We start from the raw sequence: 255 nt of genomic DNA on the forward strand, positions 1-255 counted from the left end.
GCTGTACGAGGTTCAGTTGCTGCCGGCGGCGGCCGTTGAGCCGATCGGCGACGTCGATCTGGTCGAGGTCGGTGGCGACCCCGATGTGCATGTGGCCACGAGTGTGGTCTTGGCCCGGCTGCAGGAGACGTTGCTCACCGACCGGCGTCTGGTAGTGGTCACGCGCGGCGAGGACCTGGCACTTGCCGCGGTGCGGGGCTTGGTGCGGTCGGCGCAGTCGGAGCATCCGGGTCGGTTTGTGTTGGTGGATACCGA

Annotated in this window: 1 protein-coding gene; it reads left to right on the forward strand. The window is 67.8% G+C overall.

All coding sequences use genetic code 11. The annotated features are described in order from the left end of the window. Nucleotides 1-255, forward strand: a 255-nt coding sequence (locus tag LPA41_RS43930; protein WP_229077038.1) for a hypothetical protein, incomplete at both ends; no start/stop codon positions are given.

Origin of the sequence: Actinoplanes sp. DH11, assembly GCF_020873875.1 — a bacterium.
Classification (GTDB): domain Bacteria; phylum Actinomycetota; class Actinomycetes; order Mycobacteriales; family Micromonosporaceae; genus Actinoplanes.